Source organism: Glutamicibacter sp. St.4D3 (assembly GCF_059728615.1).
In genome coordinates, this window is record NZ_AP039380.1 from 20,564 (window position 1) to 37,362 (window position 16,799).

The 16,799-nt window shown below is 66.5% G+C and carries 14 protein-coding genes and 1 tRNA gene; 6 read left to right on the forward strand and 9 right to left on the reverse strand.

What is annotated here, in order from left to right; all coding sequences use genetic code 11:
* Positions 1 to 6: 6 nt before the first annotated feature.
* The 7 genes from pknB to AC6I21_RS00140 are packed head-to-tail and all read right to left on the reverse strand — an operon-like array spanning position 7 to position 9,226.
* Positions 7 to 1,857, reverse strand: coding sequence for a Stk1 family PASTA domain-containing Ser/Thr kinase (pknB, locus tag AC6I21_RS00110; RefSeq protein ID WP_497762834.1), 1,851 nt, complete (start codon positions 1,855 to 1,857; stop codon positions 7 to 9).
* Positions 1,857 to 3,677: a protein kinase domain-containing protein gene (locus tag AC6I21_RS00115; protein WP_497762835.1), complete on the reverse strand. Its 1,821-nt coding sequence runs from the start codon at positions 3,675 to 3,677 to the stop codon at positions 1,857 to 1,859. Before AC6I21_RS00115 ends, pknB begins: the two co-directional genes overlap by 1 nt.
* On the reverse strand, positions 3,674 to 5,125 hold the full coding sequence (locus tag AC6I21_RS00120; RefSeq protein ID WP_138176412.1) for a penicillin-binding transpeptidase domain-containing protein: 1,452 nt from the start codon (positions 5,123 to 5,125) through the stop codon (positions 3,674 to 3,676). The genes AC6I21_RS00115 and AC6I21_RS00120 overlap by 4 nt, the downstream gene beginning before the upstream one ends.
* Entirely contained in the window at positions 5,125 to 6,510 is a 1,386-nt protein-coding gene (locus AC6I21_RS00125) for an FtsW/RodA/SpoVE family cell cycle protein (RefSeq protein WP_497762836.1), read from the reverse strand. Before AC6I21_RS00125 ends, AC6I21_RS00120 begins: the two co-directional genes overlap by 1 nt.
* Positions 6,507 to 7,904, reverse strand: coding sequence for a PP2C family protein-serine/threonine phosphatase (locus AC6I21_RS00130; protein WP_346922433.1), 1,398 nt, complete (start codon positions 7,902 to 7,904; stop codon positions 6,507 to 6,509). The genes AC6I21_RS00125 and AC6I21_RS00130 overlap by 4 nt, the downstream gene beginning before the upstream one ends.
* 3 nt (positions 7,905 to 7,907) lie before the next feature.
* Positions 7,908 to 8,387, reverse strand: a complete 480-nt coding sequence (locus AC6I21_RS00135) for an FHA domain-containing protein FhaB/FipA (RefSeq protein ID WP_054821811.1) — start codon at positions 8,385 to 8,387, stop codon at positions 7,908 to 7,910.
* The gene (locus AC6I21_RS00140; RefSeq protein WP_138176408.1) at positions 8,384 to 9,226 is read right to left on the reverse strand and encodes an FHA domain-containing protein; all 843 of its coding nucleotides are present in this window, start codon (positions 9,224 to 9,226) and stop codon (positions 8,384 to 8,386) included. Before AC6I21_RS00140 ends, AC6I21_RS00135 begins: the two co-directional genes overlap by 4 nt.
* Positions 9,227 to 9,494: 268 nt before the next feature.
* On the opposite strand from AC6I21_RS00140, the gene AC6I21_RS00145 reads away from it, so the two are divergent.
* Positions 9,495 to 9,578 (forward strand) — tRNA-Leu (locus AC6I21_RS00145).
* A gap of 123 nt (positions 9,579 to 9,701) precedes the next feature.
* On the forward strand, positions 9,702 to 10,205 hold the full coding sequence (locus AC6I21_RS00150; RefSeq protein WP_497762837.1) for a metallophosphoesterase family protein: 504 nt from the start codon (positions 9,702 to 9,704) through the stop codon (positions 10,203 to 10,205).
* Positions 10,206 to 10,252: 47 nt separating this feature from the next.
* On the opposite strand, the gene AC6I21_RS00155 is transcribed toward AC6I21_RS00150, so the two are convergent.
* Together AC6I21_RS00155 and AC6I21_RS00160 are read right to left on the reverse strand one after the other, a co-directional pair.
* The gene (locus tag AC6I21_RS00155) at positions 10,253 to 11,320 is read right to left on the reverse strand and encodes an ABC transporter ATP-binding protein (RefSeq protein WP_497762838.1); all 1,068 of its coding nucleotides are present in this window, start codon (positions 11,318 to 11,320) and stop codon (positions 10,253 to 10,255) included.
* A 114-nt stretch (positions 11,321 to 11,434) separates the two neighbouring features.
* Positions 11,435 to 12,478, reverse strand: coding sequence for a LacI family DNA-binding transcriptional regulator (locus AC6I21_RS00160; RefSeq protein ID WP_497762839.1), 1,044 nt, complete (start codon positions 12,476 to 12,478; stop codon positions 11,435 to 11,437).
* A gap of 166 nt (positions 12,479 to 12,644) precedes the next feature.
* Here AC6I21_RS00160 and uriH point away from each other — a divergent pair, with 166 nt between their 5' ends.
* From uriH to AC6I21_RS00180, 4 genes are all read left to right on the forward strand, one after another.
* Positions 12,645 to 13,640, forward strand: coding sequence for a uridine-preferring nucleoside hydrolase UriH (uriH, locus tag AC6I21_RS00165; protein ID WP_138173190.1), 996 nt, complete (start codon positions 12,645 to 12,647; stop codon positions 13,638 to 13,640).
* 11 nt (positions 13,641 to 13,651) lie between these two features.
* Positions 13,652 to 15,058 carry a uridine transporter UriT gene (gene uriT, locus AC6I21_RS00170; RefSeq protein WP_138927123.1) on the forward strand — a complete coding sequence of 469 codons (1,407 nt, stop codon included), beginning with the start codon at positions 13,652 to 13,654 and terminating at the stop codon, positions 15,056 to 15,058.
* Positions 15,055 to 16,011 (forward strand): ribokinase, encoded by a 957-nt coding sequence (locus AC6I21_RS00175; protein WP_497762840.1) that lies wholly within the window; start codon positions 15,055 to 15,057, stop codon positions 16,009 to 16,011. Before uriT ends, AC6I21_RS00175 begins: the two co-directional genes overlap by 4 nt.
* Before the next feature lie 215 nt (positions 16,012 to 16,226).
* Complete coding sequence (locus AC6I21_RS00180; RefSeq protein ID WP_497762841.1) at positions 16,227 to 16,634, forward strand: four-helix bundle copper-binding protein; 408 nt, start codon at positions 16,227 to 16,229, stop codon at positions 16,632 to 16,634.
* The last annotated feature ends 165 nt before the right edge of the window (positions 16,635 to 16,799 follow it).

The following is a 16,799-nucleotide window of genomic DNA, read 5'->3' on the forward strand; positions in this document are numbered from 1 at the left end:
AGGGAGCTAGTCCTCCTTGGCCGAGGGCGAAGGGCTCTCGCTGGGGGATTCGCTGGACTCATCCGATTCATCCGGCGAAGGGCTGGAAGAGGCGGCCGCCCGGGCGATGGTCAGCTGGATGGTGCTGCCCTGTTCCACATCCTCGTTCGGGCCGGAGGACTGCTCGAGCACGGTGTCGACGGCTTCGCTGCTCTCCTCATAGGTGTACTGCACCTTCAGGCCGAGGTCATCGGCCTCGAGCTTCGCCTTGGCGTCATCCAGGCTGGACCCGGTGACATCCGGGACGGTGACCTTGCCGGTGGACAGGATCAGGTCTACCTGCGAGCCGACCTTGACCTTGGAACCCATTTCCGGGCTGGTCTGCACCACCCAGTCGGTGGGGATGCTTGGATGGTTGATCCTGGTGACTTCGCCAACTTCCAGCCCGGCTTCACGCAGTGCCTCGCGCGCGGCGACCTCGGTCTGGTTTGCCAGCGAATCGGGGATGGTGCGCTGTTCAGAGCCGTCGGAGATGTACAGGCGCACCAGGCTTTCCTTGGGCACCGAGGCACCGCTCTTCGGGTCGGTGCGCACCACCAGGTCCTCGTCGACGGCGTCGCTGTATTCGTGCTCCACCTGCACGTTCAGGTTCAGCGCGGTCAGCTGGGCGGTGGCTTCCTCCTCGGAGAGCTTTTCCACGTTCGGGATGCCCACCGGGGCGTTGCGCTCCTGGTCCAGCTGGACCATCCGGTAGACCATGAAGCCGGCGACGATGACCGCGATCGCGGCAATGATGGAGATCAGCCAGAACATGCCGCGGTTGGACTTGTGCCGCCGGGTGGCGTCGTGCAGCTGCTGGCGGCTGGCGAACACCGGGTGCTCGTCGGTCGGCGGACGGGTGGCGGACGCATCGTATGCGGCGGCCTCGGCGTCCATCGCCTGGGTCGGCTCCTGGTAGAGGGCGACCGTGGGCTGGGTGCTGGTGGCCAGCTGCGGGTCCTGGTAGGGGATGCCGTGCAACGCGTCGTCCAGGGCCCGGGACAGGTCCGCGGCCGAGTCGAAACGGTCGTCGCGTTCCTTGGCCAGCGCCTTGAGCACCACAGCATCGTAGATCTGTGGAACGTCCGGGTTTGCCTCGCTGGGCGGCACCGGGTCCTCGCCGACGTGCTGGTACGCCACCGATACCGGGGAGTCCCCGGTGAAGGGTGGCTCGTGCACCAGCAGTTCATAGAGCAGGCAGCCGGCGGAGTAGATGTCGGTGCGGTGGTCCACGATCTCCCCGCGTGCCTGCTCCGGGGAGAGGTACTGGGCGGTGCCCACCACCGCGGCGGTCTGGGTCATCGTGGCCGAGGAGTCGTTCACGGCCCGGGCGATGCCGAAGTCCATGAGCTTGACGTGCCCGTCGTCGGTGACCATGACGTTGGCCGGCTTGATGTCCCGGTGCACCACGTGGTTCGCGTGCGAGTGCTCCAGCGCCTGGCAGACCCCGTGCATCACGTCCACGGCGAACTCGGGTTCGATCCGCTCTTCCTTCAGCATTTGGCGCAGCGTGCGACCGGTGACGTACTCCATCACGATGTAGGGCAGCTCATCGGGCCGGGTGTCCCCTGCCGGGATGACCCCGGTGTCGTAGACGCCCACGATGTTCGGGTGGCTGAGCCCGGCCACCGCCTTGGCCTCACGCTCAAAGCGCGCCACCACCATCGAATCGCGCGCCATGTCCGGGCGCAGCAGCTTGATGGCGACCTTCCGGGAAAGCACCCGGTCCATGCCCAGGTACACGTCCGCCATCCCGCCGCGCCCGATCAGCGACTGCAGCTCGTAGCGCCCGGCCACCAGGTCGGGCACGCCCGGCGGAAGCACTGACTGTTCGTTCATCAGTTATCTTCCGTGGCCGATGCGGTGGGCGAGGAGGAGGGGGCGGCGGCAGGGGAGGAAGTCTCGGCCGGTGCCGAGGAGGTGGCTTCGGTCGGCTCGGGGCTGGGCTCCGGGCCGGAGGAGATGACCAGGCTGACCTTGCTCCCCGGGGTCTGGCTGCTGCCGGCGGCCGGGCTTTGGCTCAGCACGGTGCCGGCCGGCTCGTCGCTGGCACGCTCGGTCACCGAGCCGACCGACAGGCCGGCCTGTTTCAGCTGCGACCTGGCGGCACTGGAGGACTGGCCGAGCACGCCGGGCACCTCCACGGTTTCCGGGGCAATGGCGTAGGTGACCCGCACGGTCGATCCCGCATTGACGGTGCCCATCGGGGAAATGTCGGTGACGTTGCCCGGATCCTCGTCCTGCATGGGCCGAGCCACCGCGTCCACCTTCAGGCCCAGGTCCCGCAGCTGCGCGGTGACCGCATCAATGTGCTGGCCGAGCAAGGCGTTGCTGACCTGCACCGTCTTCGGCGACTGCGCATCCTCGGAAGGGGAGCTGGCGGCGGTGGTGCTCTGCGTCGGCTCGGTGGTTTCCTCGCTCGGCTCGCTGCTGGTCTCGCTCGCGCTCACCGTGGGGGAGACGCTGGACTCATCATCGTCGCTGGCGCCGGTGAACATCGGCATCAGCCAGGCGCCCAGGGCGATCAGCACCGCCAGGACGATGACCACGATCAGCGGGACCAGCCACGGGGCGCGCTTCCTCTCCTCCTGGTCGTGGGCGTCCTCGTTGTCCGCCAGCCCATCGGAGTCGAAGTCCTGGTAGCTGGAGGAGGCCTGCAGCGACTGGGTGGCCGCCGGGGTGACCGGCAGGGCGCTGGTGGCCGGGGCGGCAGCCTGCACCGTGGTGTCCTGGGTGGGCACCGCCTGGGTCTTCTCATCGTCCAGGTTCATCGCCTGGGTGGCGGTGTCCTCGATCCCGGTGCGCAGCATGCCCGGCACCGCGAGCACCGCGGTGTGCGTGTCCTCGTGGCGCAGGGCCTCGGCGGCGTCGGCCAGGGCGTTGGCGTTCTTCGGGCGGTCGGCCGGGTCCTTGGCCAGCATGGACATGATCAGCTGGCGCACCGGGGCCGGAATGGATTCGGGCAGCGGCGGGGGAGTGTCGTTGACCTGGGCCAGTGCGATGGCGATCTGGGATTCGCCGGTGAAGGGCCGGCGTCCGGCCAGCAACTCGTAGCCGATGACGCCCAGCGCGTAGATGTCCGAGCTGCCGGTGGCGGTCTGCCCGGTGGCCTGTTCCGGGGCCAGGTACTGGGCGGTGCCCATCACCTGGCCGGTGGCGGTCAGCGGGACCTGGTCGGCCAGTCGGGCGATGCCGAAGTCGGTGATCTTCACCTTGCCCGAGGGGGTGACCAGGATGTTGCCCGGCTTCACGTCACGGTGCACCAGCCCGTGCTCGTGCGCTGCGGCCAGGGCCCGGGCGGTTTGGGCGATCAGCGACAGCGTGCGGTCCACATCCAGCTTGCGGTCCCGTTCAATGATGGTTGACAGCGGCGGGCCGGGCACCAGTTCCATGACCAGGTAGGCCGAGCCCTCTTCCTCGCCGTAGTCGAAGACGCCGGCGATGCCCGGGTGGTTCAGCAGTGCGGTGTGCCGGGCCTCCACGCGGAAGCGCGTGAGGAAGCCCTCGTTGCCGGTGTACTCCTCCTTGAGGATCTTGATGGCCACCAGCCGACCCAGCACCTGGTCGCGAGCCTTCCAGACTTCGCCCATGCCACCGATCGCGATGCGGTCGGTCAGCTTGTAGCGACCTCCCAATGTAGTACCGGTAACTGGTCTCACTGGTTGAACACCGCCTCTGTCATTTGCTTCATAAGGGAAACCGCCAACCGGTGGTTCTTGTCGTAGTCAATTCTTTCAAAGGCCACCGTGATGGCCACTTCGGGGTCATCGCCCGGGGCGAAGCCGGTCACCCAGGAGTTCACCGTGCGCCCCGGCTGGTCATCCGGCACATCCGCGGTGCCGGTCTTGACCCGCAGGTCCACGCCGGGCACGTTGGCCCGCATCGCCGTGCCGGACTGCACCGGGCCCTTCATCAGTTCGGCGACCTTGTTGGCCACCTCCTTGGTGGTGGCCGTGGAGAACTCCTTCGGCTTGGTCTCCTCCAGGACCCGCAGGTCCGGGGCGATGACCTTCTTGACCAGGTTCGGCTGCATGATCACCCCGTCGTTGGCGATGCCCATGGCCACCATGTTCATCTGCAGTGGGGTGGCCTGCACGTCACGCTGGCCAATGACCGACTGGGCCAGTTCGCCGGCGCTCATGTTGGGCTTGAACTGGCTTTCGGTTACCTTCAGCGGGATGTTCAGCTGTTGGTTGAAGCCGAAGCGCTCGGCCACGTCCTCGAACGGTGCCGAACCCAGCTTCTCGCTCATCTGCGCGAACGGCGTGTTGCAGCTCTGCGCGGTGATGAAGCGCAGATCCGCCTGCGTCCGGTTGGCGCAGATTCCCTCGGCGAAGTTGCTGATCTTCGCGCCCTGGATGTTCACCTGCTGCGGGTTGGGGACCGGGGTGTCCATGTCGTACTTCCCGGACTCCAGCCCGGTGACCAGATCCAGGATCTTGAAGGTCGACCCGGGGCTGAACCGGTTGCCCAGCGCCGGGTTGACGTACGGGCTCAGACCCTTGACGCCGGTCAGCTTCTTCAGGTTCTCCGAGGCGGCCTTGGTGGAATGCACCGAGAGCTTGTTCGGGTTGTAGCTGGGCTTGGAGGCCATGGCCAACACGTCGCCGGTCTTCACATCGGTGACGATGATGGTGCCGCGCAGTCCGTCGGGCAGCATGTTGAACGCCTTGTGCTGCAGCTCGTCGTCGATGGTCAGCTCCACCGAGGCGCCCTCGGTGGTCTTGCCGGTGAACAGCGCGGAGAGCCGGTCAAAGAGCAGGTCGGAGCTCTTGCCGGTCAGCCAGTCGTTCAGTTCGCTTTCCAGATGAGTGGACATGTTGGCCAACGAGTAGAAGCCGGTCAGGTGCGCGTACACTTCCGGGTCGTTGTAGACGCGCTGGTAGGTGAACTGCCCGTCCTCGGTTGGCACCGACTCCGCGATCGGCTTGCCGTCCACCAGGATCGCCCCACGGGGCATGTCGAATTCACGGTACAGCTCACGCTTGTTCAGGGCGTTGCCCGCCAGCTGGTCGGCGGCGAAGAACTGGATATAGCTCAGCGCCCCGAAACAGACCAGGAACATCACCATCAGGGCAACCCAAACGCGCCGAATGGCCTGATTCACTAGCTTTTCACCGCCTTCGGATCGCTGGCACCGGGGGTGGCCACTTCATCGGTCGGGCCCACATGCCCGGTCATTGGTCTGCGTGAGTTGTGGGAGATCAGCAGCAGCAGCGCCACAATGATCCAGTTCGCCAGCAGTGAGGATCCGCCGGCCGCCATGAACGGGGTGGCCAGACCGGTGAGCGGGATCAGCCGGGTGACCCCGCCAATGATCACGATGCACTGCAGCGCCAGGGTGAAGGACAGGCCGGTGGCCAGCAGCTTGCCGAAGCTGTCTCGCGATCCCAGTGCGGCGCGCAGCCCACGGGAGACCAGCAGCAGGTAGAGCATGATGATGGCGGCCACGCCGATCAGCCCCAGCTCCTCGCCGAAGGAGGCGATGATCATGTCCGAGTTGGCCAGCGGCACCCGGTAGGGCGAACCGTTGCCCAGCCCCGTGCCGATCAGCCCGCCGTCGGCCATGCCGAACAGGCCCTCGACGATCTGCATGCTGCCGCCGGTGGCGTAGTAGATGTCCGGGTTGAACGCGTCCAGCCAGGTGGTCAGGCGTCGGGTCACGTGGCTCATGGTGGTCGCGGCGAACACGCCGCCGACCGCCACCATCAGCAGGCCGATGACCACCCAGGAGATGCGGGCGGTGGCCACGTAGATCATCACGATGAACAGGCCGAAGAACAGGATCGAGGACCCCAGGTCGCGCTGGACCACCAGCACGCCGATGGACAGGATCCAGGCGACCACCATGGGCGCCATGTCCCGCATGCGCGGCAGCTGCATGGGACCGACCTTGCGCCCGGCCATCAGGATCAGGTCGCGGTTGGAGGAGAGATAGCCGGCGAAGAAGATCGACAGGGTGATCTTGGCCAGCTCACCGGGCTGCAGGGAGAACCCGGCCACCCGGACCCAGATCCGCGCGCCGTTGATGGTCACCCCGAGCCCGGGAATCATCGGAAGCAGCAGCAGCACAATGGATGCCAGCAGGGCGATATAGGTAAAGCGGCGCAGGTTGCGGTGATCGCGCACCGCCCACATCACCACCGCGGCGATGAGCATGGCGATGCCCGTCCACAGCAGCTGGCGGAACGATTGCTCCGTGGACTTTGCCAGGTCCAGGCGGTAGATCATGGCCAGACCCAGCGAGTTCAGGGCGATCGTGATCGGAAGTATTACCGGATCAGAATATTTGGCGAAAAGCCGCAATAGGATGTGGACCAGCAGCGCCAGGCCACTGAGGATCCCCATCTCCAACACGAAGCCGCTGCGGTCGGTTTCCTCGGTGGCGGTCCCGATCAGGTAGAAGGCGGCGAAGCCAACTCCCAGGGCGAGCACGAGCAGGAGGAGTTCGAAATTGCGCCGGGGAACCGGTGCTGTCTGCAATTCGCTCATTGCATGATCTCCTCACAGTAGGCGGGCACGGGTTCCTGGTCATTGTTCTGGTCGTCCTTGGCCGGGGCCTGCACCGGACATTTCTGCTTGGCGGTCACCAGCAGTTCGTGCACCATCGCCTGGGCGTGGTTCAGGTCCTGCGCGTAGAGCGAGGACTCGACCCGCTGACGCGAATAGGTGGGCAGGGCCTCGAGCGGGATATTGCTGACCGACTCCACCTCGGAGAGGGAGATCGGCCCCAATTCCTGGGGCACCCCGCGGTAGATGGCCACATTGCCGTCCTTGGGAGCCACGAAATACTGGGTTTGGGTCCACAGGTAGCCCCACGCGCCGACGATCACCACCAGCACGCTCATCAGGGTCAGCAGCGCCGGCAGGAACCAGCGTCGACGCGGGCCGTGGCTCTCGAGCGGGTCGAGCATGTCGCCCGCTTCCGGTGAACGGTGGGTGAGCAGGGCCGCGGCGCGGCGCTCACCGGTGCTCTGGGTTACCACCGGGATCTGCCCGGTCTGGGTGGCCAGGTCGGCGGCGCCCACCAGTACGTGCGGGCGCTGGGAGATCTCATGGCGGATCAGCGAGGCGCTGGCCTCGATGTCACCCTCCACGGCGATCGTCAGCTGTCCGGTGTCCGGTTCCGGCTCCCCGGAGACCGCCTGGACCGGGGGCAGGTCAGGAGTTTCGACAATGTCGAACAGGACGATGGTGACGTTGTCCGGCGCCCCGTTGTGCAGGGTCGTGGCCACCAGGTCGGCCGCGATCTCCTCCAGGTCCGCGGTGGTGCGCATCGCCTGCTCAATGATTTCGTCGGGCACCACATCGGTCAGGCCGTCGGAGCACAGCAGCCAGCGTTCACCGACCGCGGCCGGCAGCTGCTGGATGTCCAGTTCGGGGGAGGCATCCGAATCGCCAAGGACGCGCAGCAGCACGTTCTTGTGCGGGTGCACCGATGCTTCCTCGGGGCGGATTCGGCCTTCCTCGACCAGGCGCTGCACGAACGTGTGGTCCCGGCTGATCTGCTCGAACACCCCGTCCTTCAGGCGGTAGGCGCGCGAGTCGCCGATGTGCGCCAGGTGCAGCGTTTCCTCGGAGAGCAGCAGCGAGGTCACGGTGGTGCCCATGCCCGAAAGCTTCGGGTTCGCGCCCACCAGTTCGTTCAGCACCAGGTTCGCCGCCTGGATCTCATCGGGCAGCGCGTTCTGCGGGTCCGGGGTGTAGCGGCGGTCCAGGTGGATCAAATCCAGCACGGTGGAGGCCGAAGCCACGTCGCCACCGACATGCCCGCCCATGCCGTCGGCCAGCACCGCCAGGTACTCGCCAACGTAGGCCGAATCATCGTTCTTTGAACGCACTCGGCCTACGTCTGACAGGGCGGCAAACTTGAGCTTCAATGCCATAGGCTAGGCCTTCAACTCCAGCACAGTCTTGCCAATGCGGATCCGCTGGCCCAATTCCACGGGCTGCGGACGCGACAGCTGGTTCTCCCCGATAAAGGTGCCGTTGGTGGATCCCAGGTCCTCCAGGAACCAGCGCGAACCCTGCGGGAAGAGCCGGGCGTGGCGACCGGAGGCGTAGTCGTCTTCCAACACGACGGTTGCATCCTGGGCGCGCCCAAAGAGGATCGGCTGGCCGTCAAGCTTGATTTCGCGGCCGGAAAGTGGGCCTTCCACCACCTGCAGGGCGGTGGCCGTCTTGCGGGCGGTCGGTTCGGGTTCAGCCAGTGTCGGGTTCTTCTTGATCGCCCGGGCGCTGGGCTGGCCGGTGCGGGCGCGGGTCCCGATGACCAGGTCACGGCGCATGGCGCCCACGACGCTGAGCACCAGAAGCCACAGCAGAACCAGGAAGCCCAGGCGGAACAGGGCGAGCAGCAGGTCGTTCATGCGCGTCCCTTCTGCCCCTGGGCGATGAGTCGGAAGACAACCTTGGTCTTGCCCAGGGAAATGACCGAGCCATCGCCCACCCGGGTCTCGCCGTTGACCTTGCGGCCGTCGACGAAGGTGCCGTTGGTGGACCCCAGATCGAGCACCACGTAGTCATCTCCTCTTTGTTCGACACGGAAATGTTGCCGGGAAACGCCCGGGTCATCGATCGGGATGTCGGTGGAGGCTGAACGGCCCAGCACAATCGAATGATGGTGCAGGGCATAGCGCTGGCCATCAACCTCCAGCACGGCCTGTTTGGCCACCGGTGCCGGGGCGGCGCGTGCCGGTTCGGGGCGGGCCGCGGCCCGCGGCTGGGCGGTGGTGCGTGGCTGCTCGGCCGCCGGGGTTGCCGGAGCCGGTGCTGCGGCCGGTGTGGGAGCGGGAGCTGGATTCTTTACCGACGCGGAGGCGGCGGCGCCTGCCGCGCCTTCCTTGATGGAGGCGCTGATCTCGACTTCACCGCGGCGGCGGTCCTCTTCGCCCACGAAGTGAATGCGGATGTTGTCCCGCACCGAGTATCCCTGGCTCATCGCGTGCTCGGCGGTAACCTTGGCCATTTCGTTGACAACCGAGGAACCCCAGGCCTTGGCGGTCTGGTAGTCATCGTTGCTCAGGTGTACGACAAAGTCGTTGGGGGCAAGGCTGCGCCCTTCGCTGATGGCCAGGATGCCCCGGTCCATTTCATTGCGCAGGGCAGTAGTCAGTTCCACCGGTTTGATCTCCGCGCTGCTGTTGCCACGAAAGAAGCTGGTGACGACCTTCTCTAGACCACGTTCGACGTTGTCGAGAAAGCTCATTTCGAGCGCTCCTTTCTTAGATTCACGCATGTCGCAGGGCAAGTGCTTGGTTCCTGCGACCCGTGTGGCGCGGAACGTCTCTGTCGATCTTACTGTTTTCGGCTGTGGAAATGCAGGATGCCAACTGCACGCAGTCCGACGATACGGCAACGATTTGGACACCTAAAGAGTTTCAATTGTGTCGCTAACCACATTTGCCCATTTCGATTAGGAGAATCGAATCGAGTGTGTATAAGATTATTTTCGTTGCTGCGAGAGTAGCGAACAAGCGCGAGTGGCGGAATTGGTAGACGCGCTGGCTTCAGGTGCCAGTGCCCGCAAGGGCGTGGGGGTTCAAGTCCCCCCTCGCGCACACACCGGATATCCCGGGACATCACATAGTTGATGTCCCGGGATATTTCTTTAACCCAGGCCCCGCGAGCCAGTCTGGATTCGGCGCTTGTCCCCGGCGTGCCGAGGCCCGAAGATGTAAGGCATGGCCACACGACTTCTTCTGCTCGCCGACACCCACGTCCCCGCCCGGGCAAGGAAACTGCCCTCTGCGGTGCTTCAGGCCGTTGCGGCCGCCGATGCCGTGATTCATGCGGGGGACTGGATCGATCTGCCGACCTATGAACTGCTCTTTAACCGGGCCCGCCAGCTCCATGGGGTCTACGGGAACAATGACGGTCCGGATTTGCGGCAGCGGCTGCCGGAAGTCGCGCACTTCACCGTGGAGGAGCTGAAGTTCTCCCTCATTCACGAGACCGGGCCTGCCCGGCGCCGTGAGGAACGCGCGGACGCGGCGTTTGCCGGCAGCGACGTACTGGTGTTCGGGCACTCGCATATCCCCTGGGATACGGTTTCTCGCGGCGGGATGCGCCTGCTCAATCCCGGTTCCCCCACGGACCGGCGCCGCCAGCCACACTGCACCATGATGAGCGTGGTGGTGACGGGGCGCCGCCTGGAGGTCGAATTGCACCGGGTGGAGCGCGACTAGGCCGGTCCTGGCCGCCGGACACGGCGGCCAGGACCATCAGTGGGAAGTCAGGCCTGGGTCAGGCGCTGGCCCGAGGCGGTGTCGAACAGGTGGATGTGTCCGGGCTCCGGGACGATGTTGATCTTCTCGCCCCGCCGCGGCGGCTTGCGCCCATCCACCCGCATCACCACCGGGTGGTCCTTGCCCTCAAGGTGCACGCTGCCGTAAATGTAGGCGTCCGCGCCGAGTTCCTCCACCACGTCCACGTGCAGTTCGACACCCTCGCCCGGGGCTGCCCGGCGCAGATCCTCGGGACGGATGCCGAAGGTGGTGCCGCCGGAGGCTCCCGGGGCGGGGTAGGCCGTGTTGCCCAAGGCCACCTGGCCCCCAGTCTCGGTGAGCTCCAGCAGGTTCATGGACGGGGAGCCGATGAAACCGGCGACGAAGACGTTGTTGGGCCGGTCGTAGAGTTCACGCGGGGTTCCCACCTGCTGCAAGGTGCCTTCCTTCAGGACCGCCACGCGGTCTCCCATGGTCAGCGCCTCCACCTGGTCGTGGGTGACGTACACGGTGGTGACCCCGAGCCGGCGGGTCAGCGAGGAGATCTGGGTGCGGGTCTGCACGCGCAGCTTCGCGTCCAGGTTCGACAGCGGCTCATCCATGAGGAACACCTGCGGTGAGCGCACAATCGCCCGTCCCATGGCCACGCGCTGGCGCTGGCCGCCGGACAACGCCTTCGGCTTGCGGTCCAGGTACTGTTCCAGATCCAGCAGTTGCGCTGCCTCGCGCACCCGCCGGGCCCGTTCTTCCTTGTCCACCCCGGCGATCTTCAGGGCGAAACCCATGTTCTCCGCCACGCTCATGTGCGGGTACAGCGCATAGTTCTGGAAGACCATGGCAATATCCCGGTCCTTGGGTGGAACGTTCGTGACGTCCCGGTCCCCGATGCGGATGGTCCCGCCGTCCACCTCCTCCAGCCCGGCCAGCATGCGCAGGGTGGTGGACTTGCCGCAGCCCGAGGGGCCGACCAGGACGAGGAATTCCCCGTCGGCGATTTCCAGGTCGATGCCGTCCACCGAGGGGACCAGTGCACCGGGATAGATACGCGTGGCTTTCTCAAAAGTCACAGATGCCATGACGACATTCCTTTCACGGGCAGGTACGTGCCCGACGATCCGTAGTGAAAGTGATATGGGTAACAGCATTCTTGCACACTTCTGCCCCGGGTTCCGGCCTGGTGTTGTTCGCCCCTAGGCTTGGGCGACGGTGGAGCCGCGCACCACCAGCTGTCCGGGCAGCACCAGATGTGAGGCATCCAGCGGTTCGCCCTCGATAAGCCGGCGCAGCTGCCGGGCGGCCCCGCTGCCCAGCCCTTCGGCGTTCAGGTTGATACTGGTCAATGGAGGATTGGTGGTGGAGGAGTAGGGAAGGTCATCGAAGCCGGCCACGGCCAGCTCGTCGGGAAGCTGCAGCCCGGCCACCCGGGCCTCCTGCAGCACCCCGTAGGCGTGGGTGTCGGTGGCGCAGCCGATCGCGGTGATCCCCTGCGCCTGCCACTGCGGCCACGCCGCGGCGAAACCGGCGGCCGCCTCTCCCACGTCGATGGTGGTGGCGATCACCGCCCCCTCGGGCAGCTGCATTCCGTGTTCGTGCACGGCATGGGTGAAGGCCTGCTGGCGCTGGCGCAGGGTGGCGGTCCCGGTGTTCGCGTCCAGGTACGCGACCTTGCGGTGCCCGAGTCCGGCGAAGTGTTCGACCATGTCCCGGGCCCCCTGGGCGACATCCAGGTTGACGGCCGGCACCTGCGGCGGGGCGTCGGGGGCGTCGATGGCCACCACCGGGATGGGCGAACCCAGTTCGCTCAGGAACTGCCGGTTTGGCGCATCGATGAGCAGACCCGCCGGACGCAGGCCCAGCAGCCGGCGCACCTCCGGGACGCTGGGGGACTGGCCGGGATCGGTGACCGAAAGCAGCAGCTGGTAGTCCGAACCCAGGACCTTGCGCACCCCGGCGATCAGCCGGGCGAAGAAGGGGTTGGAGATGTCCGGGGCGACCATGATGACGGTGGAGCTCACGCCCCGGGCCAGGGAGCTGCCGATCCCGTCCACCACGTACCCCAGATCGCTGATGGCCTGGCGCACCTTTTGCACGTTGCGCTCGGAAACCCGTCCGCTGGCCTTGCCGTTGGCCACCAGGGAGACGGTGGCGGTGGAGACCCCGGCCGCGCGGGCCACCATGGCCGCGGTGACGCGGCGAGGCGGCCGTTCGCCGGTGCTGGGGTCCTTGGGATTCATGTCACTATCCTATCCGCTGCGCCCCCTGGGGCAGGTGCGCGCGGGAACCCCAAACCCGAAGCCAAGTTAAGCGTTTGACGTAAAGCGCTTAACGAAGCAGAATCTTCCCAGAACCAAGCTCTGTACCGGCCCAAGCGGCCGGTTCCCCAATGATGTGGAGGACCTGATGGCCGTGACGAACCCCGATGCGCCGCGCAAGATCATCCTGGACTGCGACCCCGGGCATGACGACGCGGTGGCACTGCTGCTGGCCCATGGCAACCCGCGGATCGACCTGTTGGCCGTCACCACCGTGGTGGGCAACCAGACCCTGGAAAAGGTCACCGCCAACGCGCTGGCCGTGGGAACCATCGCCGGAATCACCGGTGTTCCCTTCGCCGCCGGTTGTGCCCGGCCGCTGGTGCGCACCATTGAAAACGCCCCCGACATCCACGGGGATTCGGGGATGGATGGACCGCTGCAGCCGGAACCGGCCATTGAACTGGATCGGCGCCACGCCGTGGACCTGATCATCGAGACGATCATGAGCCACGAACCGGGGGAAATCACCCTGGTGCCCACCGGCGGGCTGACCAATATTGCGCTTGCCGCCCGCAAGGAACCACGCATCGTCGAGCGCGTGCGTGAAGTGGTGCTCATGGGCGGGGGCTGCCATGTCGGCAACTGGTCGGCCGTGGCCGAGTTCAACATCAAGATCGACCCCGAGGCCGCGCACATCGTCTTCAACGAATCCTGGCCGGTGGTGATGGTGGGCCTGGACCTGACGCACCAGGCGCTGGCGACCGACGAGGTCATCGAACGGATCGAAGCGGTGGGCACCGCCCCGGCCCGCTTCGTGCGCGAACTGATGGACTTCTTCAAGGCCGCCTACAAGGACGCCCAGGGCTTTGACGCCCCACCGGTGCACGACCCCTGCGCAGTTGCCTACGTCATCGACCCCACCGTGGTCTCCACCGTCAAGGTGCCGGTGGACATTGAACTGTCCGGCGCACTGACCCTGGGCATGACCGTCGCCGACTTCCGCGCCCCGGCCCCCGCCGACTGCAACACCTCGGTGGCAATGGAGCTGGACCACGAACGCTTCTGGGACCTGGTGATCCAGGCGCTGCACAACATCGGTGAAGTCCAGCTGCCCACCGCACAGAACGCCGGTGCCCGGTGAGCGCCCCAGCGATGCCGGGAACCGACCGGCGCAATGCCGCGGGGTTGATGATCGCCCTGCTCACCGCCTGCGTGGCCTTCCAGCTCAACGCCTCCATGCTGTCCCCGGCCCTGGTCACCATGGGCGAGGAACTCAACGCCGACCAGGCCTCCATCGGGCTGAGCCAGACCTGGTTCTTCACCACGGCGGCACTGTTCTCCCTCTTCCTGCCGCGCTTCAGCGATGTGGTGGGGCGCAAGCGGGTGCTGGTGGGCATGATGCTGGCCACCGCCGTCGGTTCGATGATCGCCGCGCTGGCCCCCAACATCGGGTGGCTGTTCGTCGGGCGCATCATCCAGGGCGTCTCCGGGCCCACCGTGCCGCTGTGCCTGCTGATGCTGCGCAGCGCGGTGAGCGACCCGAAACGCTACGGCACCCTCATGGGATTGATCCTGGCCGTGAACGGCGGGGTGGCCGGGGTGGACTCCTTCCTCGGCGGCTACCTGGCTGAGAACTTCGGGTTCCGCTCGATCTTCTGGTTCATGGTCGTGCTCGCCCTGCTGGCCACCGTCGCGGTGGCGATGCTGTGCGCCGAAAGCAAGCCGCAGGCGGGGACCGGCATGGACTGGCGTGGAGTCATCTACATTGTGATCGCCGTGGGTGCGCTGCTCACGGCCCTGAACGAGGCGGCCACGCTCATTGGCGCCTTCAGCACCGACACGCTGCTGATTTCACTGGCGCTGCTGGCGCTCGCCGGACTGTGCTTTGCCGCGTTCTGGCGCACCGAACAGCGGGTCGCCGAGCCGATGGTGCAGATCCGCCATCTGCGCCTGCGTTCCACCTGGGCGCCGTTGTTGACCACCCTGCTGACGATGACCGGTATTTTCGCCGTCATCAACGGGATCATCCCGGCCTTCGTCCAGGCCGCCGAGCCCGGCTTCGGCATCGGGGCCACCCAGACCGCGCTGCTGATCCTGACCCCGTACGCCCTGCTGGGCTGGGTGTTCGGCCCCATCAGCGGACGGCTGGCCCCGGTCCTTGGCTACACCACGGTGCTGCGCGCCGGAATGATCGGCTCCATCCTGTCCCTGGTGCTGATCCTGGTCCTGGGCCTGAACTCCCTGCCGTGGATGATCGCCGGCAGCGCGTTGTTGGGCATCTGCTATGCCGGTACGGTGAACATCATGCTCAACGGACTGGGCGTGGTCCTCTCACCCCCGGGCAACCCGGGCTTCCTGCCGGGGATGAACGCCGGGGCGTTTAACCTCGGTGCCGGGGTCAGCTTCCTGCTGCTGCCGGCCGTGCAGGTGGCCGCGGCGCCGCTGGGCGTACACGGGTCCTACCTGGCCGTGCTGGTCACCGGCCTGGTCATTACCGTGCTGGCCCTGGCCACGTCGTTGTTGATTCCCAAGCCCGTCGATGCGGAGGTCGAGGCATGAACGCCACACCAGGACGAGAAATTATCGTAGTCGGATCGCTGAACGCCGATTTGGGGATCTACACCCAACGCCACCCCCAGCCCGGGGAAACCCTGCACGGGCACGGCTTCAACGTCGGGCCGGGCGGCAAGAGCGCCAACCAGGCCGTGGCGGCCGCAAAACTGGGGGGCCGGGTGGCCCTGATCGGAGCCGTGGGCAACGACGCGAACGGTGCGATGCTGCTGGATTCCTGCCGGGCCGCCGGAGTTGACGTCTCCAGCGTCTACCGCCGGGGACAGGTGGAGACCGGGGTCGCGGTGATCACGGTGGATGCCAGCGGGGAGAACACCATTGTCATTTCCGCCGGCGCGAACGGCACCCTGGACCGTGAGGATGTGGAGCAGGAGGAGCAGCGCTTTGCCCAGGCCGGCGTGGTCTGCCTGTGCCTGGAGGTTGCCCCCGATACAGTGCTGGCCGCCGCGCAGGCCGGCCAGCGGCATGGCGCCACCGTGCTGCTGAACCTTTCCCCCTACGCGGAGGTGGACCCGGCGCTGGTCCAGGCCACCGACGTGCTGCTGGTCAACGTGCATGAGGCTTCCCAGTTCCTGGGCGGGCAGCCGCTGCCCGATGCCCAGGCGCCCCTCGCGGCCTGGTCTGCGGTGACCGACCTGCTTAGCACGCGGGGGATCAGGAATGCGGTCATCACCCTGGGCAGTGCAGGCTCGGTGGTGCTCCAGGCCGGGATCGAGGCGGTGCGCATCGCTCCGACCAAGGTCAAGGCGATTGACACCACTGGTGCCGGGGATGCGTTTACCGGGGCGCTGGCCGCGCGGCTGGCCGCCGGGGACCCGCTGCACAGCGCGGCGGCCTACGCTTCGCGCAGCGCCGCGCTGGCCACCACCGCCAAGGGAACCCAGGCCGCCTACCCGGATGCGGGCCGCCTGGAAAGCAGCCTCGGCACCTCTCAGGTCTAAGGCCACTGCGGCGTCATTCTGCAACGCCTCGGAAGTCGCTGACTTGGCTGTATTCCCAGAATGGAATGTGATGTCGGAGCATGGTCATGGGAGAGATCGTCACGTCGCCTTGGTAAACGCTCAATCGGGTGTACTGCTCCTGGGGTTATCCCTAGTGTCGTGAGCAAGGTGAGCCGGAGCCACCGGCGCACCGCGCTTGTGGAAAGGGGAACATCATGACGCACGTAAGCTCGATGCTCGAGACCTACCCGAAGGACCTGGCCGGGGTGGATCGCGAAAAGTTGGACGCCTGCATTGCTGCCTGTTTTGAATGCGCCCAGGTCTGCACGGCCTGCGCCGACGCCTGCCTGGCCGAGGACATGGTGGCAGAGCTACGCACCTGTATCCGCACCGACCTGGATTGTGCCGACATCTGTGCCGCCACCGGCGCGGTGCTGACCCGGCAGACCGGGGCGAACCCGACCCTGCTGCGCTCCATCCTCGAAGCCTGCCAGGCCGCCTGCGAGGTGTGCGCCGAGGAATGCGAACGCCACGCCGAGATGCACGAGCACTGCCGCATCTGCGCCGAGGCCTGCCGCCGCTGCGCCCTGGCCTGCGCCGACCTGATGGCGTCCATGGCCTAGGCAAAGCGCCCCCGGCATCGGCGCTGCCGCCGGCGCCCCGCCCAACGCCGTCGAGTCTCCGCCCCGTGGCGGTGCCCGGCGGCGTTGTCTCATTCCGGGGGCCGAATACGTGCGGAAACCGCTGGATTTTGTGATACCGATTAATGCCAAAGGCTCCGGCGATTA

Bases quoted from the DNA above. Each gene is read 5' to 3' on its own strand.
- pknB (WP_497762834.1), bottom strand. From the start codon at position 1,857: ATGAACGAACAGTCAGTGCTTCCGCCGGGCGTGCCCGACCTGGTGGCC.
- AC6I21_RS00125 (WP_497762836.1), bottom strand. From the start codon at position 6,510: ATGAGCGAATTGCAGACAGCACCGGTTCCCCGGCGCAATTTCGAACTC.
- AC6I21_RS00130 (WP_346922433.1), bottom strand. From the start codon at position 7,904: ATGGCATTGAAGCTCAAGTTTGCCGCCCTGTCAGACGTAGGCCGAGTG.
- AC6I21_RS00135 (WP_054821811.1), bottom strand. From the start codon at position 8,387: ATGAACGACCTGCTGCTCGCCCTGTTCCGCCTGGGCTTCCTGGTTCTG.
- AC6I21_RS00140 (WP_138176408.1), bottom strand. From the start codon at position 9,226: ATGAGCTTTCTCGACAACGTCGAACGTGGTCTAGAGAAGGTCGTCACC.
- AC6I21_RS00150 (WP_497762837.1), top strand. From the start codon at position 9,702: ATGGCCACACGACTTCTTCTGCTCGCCGACACCCACGTCCCCGCCCGG.
- AC6I21_RS00155 (WP_497762838.1), bottom strand. From the start codon at position 11,320: ATGGCATCTGTGACTTTTGAGAAAGCCACGCGTATCTATCCCGGTGCA.
- AC6I21_RS00160 (WP_497762839.1), bottom strand. From the start codon at position 12,478: ATGAATCCCAAGGACCCCAGCACCGGCGAACGGCCGCCTCGCCGCGTC.
- uriH (WP_138173190.1), top strand. From the start codon at position 12,645: ATGGCCGTGACGAACCCCGATGCGCCGCGCAAGATCATCCTGGACTGC.
- uriT (WP_138927123.1), top strand. From the start codon at position 13,652: ATGCCGGGAACCGACCGGCGCAATGCCGCGGGGTTGATGATCGCCCTG.
- AC6I21_RS00175 (WP_497762840.1), top strand. From the start codon at position 15,055: ATGAACGCCACACCAGGACGAGAAATTATCGTAGTCGGATCGCTGAAC.
- AC6I21_RS00180 (WP_497762841.1), top strand. From the start codon at position 16,227: ATGACGCACGTAAGCTCGATGCTCGAGACCTACCCGAAGGACCTGGCC.